Source organism: Phenylobacterium sp. (genome assembly GCF_036263695.1).
Classification (GTDB): domain Bacteria; phylum Pseudomonadota; class Alphaproteobacteria; order Caulobacterales; family Caulobacteraceae; genus Phenylobacterium.
On record NZ_DATAGM010000168.1, the window covers coordinates 1 to 4914 of the forward strand.

5 protein-coding genes are annotated in these 4914 nt (G+C 70.9%); all 5 read left to right on the top strand.

Annotation, left to right across the window (positions count from 1 at the left end; genetic code table 11):
- Nucleotides 1-721: twin-arginine translocase subunit TatC (gene tatC, locus VHK87_RS06880; RefSeq protein ID WP_329634160.1), on the top strand; the 721-nt coding region annotated here is incomplete at its 5' end.
- A gap of 78 nt (nt 722-799) precedes the next feature.
- The gene (gene serS / locus VHK87_RS06885; protein ID WP_329634161.1) at nt 800-2128 is read left to right on the top strand and encodes a serine--tRNA ligase; all 1329 of its coding nucleotides are present in this window, start codon (nt 800-802) and stop codon (nt 2126-2128) included.
- A 2-nt stretch (nt 2129-2130) separates the two neighbouring features.
- Complete coding sequence (gene surE / locus VHK87_RS06890; RefSeq protein ID WP_329634162.1) at nt 2131-2904, top strand: 5'/3'-nucleotidase SurE; 774 nt, start codon at nt 2131-2133, stop codon at nt 2902-2904.
- A gap of 2 nt (nt 2905-2906) precedes the next feature.
- Nucleotides 2907-3563, top strand: coding sequence for a protein-L-isoaspartate(D-aspartate) O-methyltransferase (locus tag VHK87_RS06895; RefSeq protein ID WP_329634163.1), 657 nt, complete (start codon nt 2907-2909; stop codon nt 3561-3563).
- 116 nt (nt 3564-3679) lie between these two features.
- Nucleotides 3680-4914: LysM peptidoglycan-binding domain-containing protein (locus tag VHK87_RS06900; RefSeq protein WP_329634164.1), on the top strand; the 1235-nt coding region annotated here is incomplete at its 3' end.

Consider the following 4914-nt stretch of genomic DNA (forward strand, 5'->3'; position numbering starts at 1 on the left):
CTTCGAGGTGGCGGCCCAGTTGCTGGCGGCCCAGAAGGCGGCGGGCGGCCACCACAATCCTTTCGACCTCTTCCTGGTGCTGACCGGCTTTAAGCAACTGCCCGAGCCGGCCGAACAGCTGCGCCTGGTGTTCACAGCGCCCTTGGAGTTCTTCTTCACCAAGCTGAAGCTCGCCGGCTTCGGGGCGGTGGTGGTGACCTTCCCTGTGCTGGCCTGGCAGGTCTACGGCTTCGTGGCGCCCGGCCTCTACAAGCGCGAGCGCAAGGCCTTCTTCCCCTTCCTGCTGGCCGCTCCGGCGCTGTTCCTGCTCGGCGCGGCCCTGGTCTATTACGTGATCCTGCCGTTCGTCCTGTGGTTCTCGCTGAGCCAGCAGGTGGTCGCGGCCAACGTCGCGGTCGAGCTGCTGCCCAAGGTCTCGGACTACCTGACCCTGGTCACCACACTGCTGCTCGCCTTCGGCCTCTGCTTCCAGCTGCCGGTGGTGCTGGCCCTGTGCGGCCTGGCCGGACTGATCACGGCCAAACAGCTCTCCGCCGGCCGCCGCTACGCCATCGTGGCGGTGTTCGTGGTCGCCGCGGTGCTGACCCCGCCCGACCCGATCAGCCAGCTGATGCTCGCGATCCCCATCGTGCTGCTCTACGAGATCTCCATCTGGTGCGTGCGGCTGATCGAGCTGCGCCGCAAACGTGAGGAGTCCGGGACCGACGTCGTTCCCGTCTGACTTGGCCCGTCCGACCTTGGCGTGAGAGGCGACGCGCTCTAGGAAGAGCCCCGCTCACCCACCCCGGCGGCGCTCTCCATGCACGACATCCGAGCCATTCGCGAAAATCCCGACGCCTATGAGCGCGCTTGGAGTGCGAAGGGGCTGTCCGGCCGCACGGAGGAGATCCTCGCTCTCGACGCCAGGCTGCGCGCCGCCCAGACCGCCGTGCAGCAGGCCCAGGCCGAGCGCAATGAGAGCTCCAAGAAGATCGGCCAGGCCAAGGCCCAGAGGGACGAGGCCGAGGCGACCCGCCTGATGGCCCACGTCGAGGTCTTGAAGAAGACCCTGGAAGAGCAGGGCGCCGCCGAACGCGAGGCCGGCGAGGCGCTGCGCGGCCTGCTGTCCGCCCTGCCCAACATCCCGGCCCCGGACGTGCCGCCCGGCGAGGACGAGAGCGCCAACGTCGAGGTCCGCCGCTGGGGCGAGCCGTACGCCATCTCCAACCCCAAGGACCACGTCGATCTCGGCGAAGCCCTGGGCATGATGAGCTTCGAGAAGGCCGCCAAGATGAGCGGCTCGCGGTTCGTGGTCCTGCAGAGCCAGCTCGCGCGCCTCGAACGGGCGCTCGGCCAGTTCATGCTCGACCTGCAGACCCGCGAGCACGGCTATCTGGAGGTCTCGCCGCCGCTGCTGGTGCGCAGCGAGGCGATGTTCGGCACCGGTCAGCTGCCCAAGTTCGCCGACGACCAGTTCGTGGCCATCCCAGGTCTCGAGAACGCCCGGACGATCTCGCCTGCCGCGCTGGACCAAGCGCCCGAGCTTCGCTGGCTGATCCCAACCGCCGAGGTCTCGCTGACCAACCTCGTGCGCGAAGCAATCACGCCGGAGGAGGAGCTGCCGCTGCGGTTGACGGCGCTGACGCCCTGCTTCCGAGCGGAGGCCGGCGCTTCGGGCCGAGACACCCGCGGCATGATCCGCCAGCACCAGTTCCAGAAGGTCGAGCTGGTCTCAATCACCACGCCGGACCAGTCGGAGGCCGAGCACGAGCGGATGGTCGAGTGCGCCGAGGCGGTGCTGAAGGCGCTGCAGCTGCCGTTCCGCACCATGCTGCTGTGCGCTGGCGACATGGGCTTCTCGGCTCGCCGGACTTACGACCTGGAGGTCTGGATCCCGTCGGAGGGCCGCCATCGGGAGATCAGCTCCTGCTCCAACTGCGGCGACTTCCAGGCCCGCCGCATGGACGCCCGCTGCAAGGCGTCCGGCGAGAAGGGGACGCGCTACGTCCACACCCTCAACGGCTCGGGCCTGGCCGTCGGCCGCACCTTGGTGGCGATCATGGAGAACTATCAGGACGAGAACGGCCGCATCGCCATCCCTCAAGCGCTGCACCCCTACCTGCCCGGCCTCACGCATATCGGGGCCTGAGCGTGCGCATCCTCCTCACCAACGACGACGGAATCCACGCCGAGGGGCTGGTGGCGCTGGAGAACATAGCCCGCGTCCTGACCGACGATGTCTGGATCTGCGCGCCCGAGTGGGAGCAGTCCGGCGCTTCCCGCGCCCTGACGCTGGCCGAGCCGCTGCGGGTGCGCAAGGTGGGCGAGCGCCGCTTCGCCGTCTCCGGCACGCCCACCGACTGCGTGATGCTGGCGCTCAACGAGCTGGTCGAGGGCGCCAGGCCCGACCTCGTGCTCTCCGGCGTCAACCGCGGCGCCAACCTGGCCGAGGACGTGACCATGTCCGGCACCGTCGCCGGGGCCATTGAGGCCATGGCCATGGGCGTGCCGGGCATCGCGTTGTCGCAAACCTCCTGGCCGCAGCGGGAGCACCAGTACGCCCCGTCCGAGGCCTTCGCGCCCGGCATTGTCCGGCGGCTCATCGAGGTCGGCTGGCCCAGCGACGTGGTGATCAACATCAACTTCCCGAGCCGTCCGCTCGAGGAGATCACCGAGGTCGAGGTCACCCGCCAGGGCTTCCGCGACGTGGCCGTCCGCCACGCGGAGAAGCGCACCGACTTGCGTGGCCGCGAGTACTACTGGATGGGCTATCGCCAGGAGCGCTCGAGCCCGGCCGACGGCACCGACCTGAAGGCCAGCTACGACGGCAAGATCTCCGTCACCCCCCTGCATATCGACTTGACGCACATGGCCACCGTACACGCATTGAAGGGGGTGCTGGGCGGCGCTCCACCGAGGGCCTGAAGATGGCGGACGAGACCGACACGCCCGAAACCCGGATGGCCCGGCTGATCCTTGCCCTGCGCTCGCAGGGGGTCACCGATCCCAAGGTGCTGAACGCCGTGGAGACCACGCCGCGGGAGATCTTCACCCCGGATCTGTTCAAGGAGCGCGCCTGGGAGGACTCGGCGCTGCCGATCGCCTGCGGCCAGACGATCAGCCAGCCGTTCATCGTCGGCCTGATGACCCAGGCCCTGCAGCTGGAGCCGCGGGCTCGTGTTCTGGAGATCGGCACCGGCTCGGGCTACCAGACGACGGTGCTCTCCAAGCTGTCGCGGCTGGTCTACACGGTCGAGCGCTACCGCACGCTGCTGCGCGAGGCGGAAGCCCGCTTCAAGGTGCTGGGCCTGACCAACGTCATCACCCGCTTCGGCGACGGCGGTGAGGGCTGGCCCGAACAGGCGCCCTTCGACCGGGTGATGGTCACGGCCGCCGCGCCGGAGGAGCCGACCAAGCTGCTCGCCCAGCTGAAGCCGAACGGCATCCTGGTGGCGCCGATCGGCAAGGGCCCGGTCCAGAGCCTTCGCCGCTACACCGGCGACGGGGCGGGCGGCTTCAAGATCGAGGAGCTCACCGACGTCCGTTTCGTCCCCCTCCTCGAAGGGGTGGCGCGGGAGCTCTAGGGCGCCGCCAGGGTGCGGCTTTTTGGGCAGTGAGGGGCGCTGGGCTTCAGTCTCGGTTAACCTTGAGAGCACGACGATTCCGGCGGGGGCTTAGGAAGCGGCGAATGAGTCAATTGATGAGCCGAACCGCTCTTCTGATGGCGGCGGGCGCGACGCTCGCGGCCTGCACGACGACGTCTCAGTTCGAGGCGCCAAAGCCGAATTTCCCGGTCCAGACGCCGACCGAGTCTGCGCCCGCCGCGGCCGCCACGCCCGCCCAAGGCGGGGACGAGCCGCCGCCGCAGGCGCGCCCCACCGCGCCCGTGGAGTCGCGGCCGATCGAGCCGCCGCAGCCCGGCCCCGGCGCCTCGCTAAGCCCCCGCAACGGGCTGATCCGCGTCGCCAACACCACGGCGGCCGTCGCGCCACGGAGCGAATCGACCACGCGCACCGTCACCGGGGGCCGCGTCGTCGACGTCGAGGTGGAAGCGCCCGGCAAGACCCACAAGGTCAAGGACGGCGAGACCCTCTACCGGATCGCCCTCGGCTTCGGGATGAAGCCGGAGGAGCTGGCGAAGCTCAACGGCCTGAAGCCGCCGTGGGTGATCCGTCCGGGGCAGGTGCTGAAGGGCCCCGGCGCCAAGACAAAGAGCAAGGCCTATGTGGTGGGCGAGGGGGACACCCTCGGCGCCGTCGCCCAGCGGTTCAGCGTCGGCGTTGCGGCGCTCGCCTCGACCAACGACCTGAAGAGCACCGCCAGCCTGCGCCCGGGCCAGCGGCTGAAGCTGCCGGCCGGCTACAAAGACAAGGGACCGCAGACGGTGACGGTGGTCCGCTCTGCGCCGGCCGCCCCGCCGCCGGTGCGCGCGGCGGCGGCCCCGCCGCCTCCGCCGCGCCCGGCCCCGAGCTTCACGCCGGCCGTCAGCCCGGCCCCGCCGCCGCTCGAGCCGCAGCCGCCGCGCACCCAGCTGGCGGCCACGGCTCCGGCGTCAGCATCGTCGCTCTCCGTGCCCCCGTCGGCGGCCCTGCCGCCGCCGATGGCCGCAAACCCGCCACCGAGCCGGTTGGCGACGCCGAGCATGTCCGCTCCGCCGCCGCGCCAGGGTCCGCCACCTACGGCTTCGCCCCCGCCGATGTCCCGCCAGGCGCCGCCGCCCGCCCGCGCGGTCGCCGACCCGCCGCGGCAGACCACGCTGGCGAGCGCCCAACCCATTCGACCCCCGTATGCGCCGCCGCCGGCTGCGCGCCCGGCGCCCGCCCAGCCGTCCTCGTCCGCGCTGGTCCCCAGCGCGCCGCCGGCCGGCGACTCGCAGGTCGCCAGCCTCGGCCGCGGCCGGTTCGTCTGGCCGGTGCGCGGTCAGGTCATCTCCGG

Bases quoted from the DNA above. Each gene is read 5' to 3' on its own strand.
- serS (WP_329634161.1), top strand. From the start codon at position 800: ATGCACGACATCCGAGCCATTCGCGAAAATCCCGACGCCTATGAGCGC.
- VHK87_RS06895 (WP_329634163.1), top strand. From the start codon at position 2,907: ATGGCGGACGAGACCGACACGCCCGAAACCCGGATGGCCCGGCTGATC.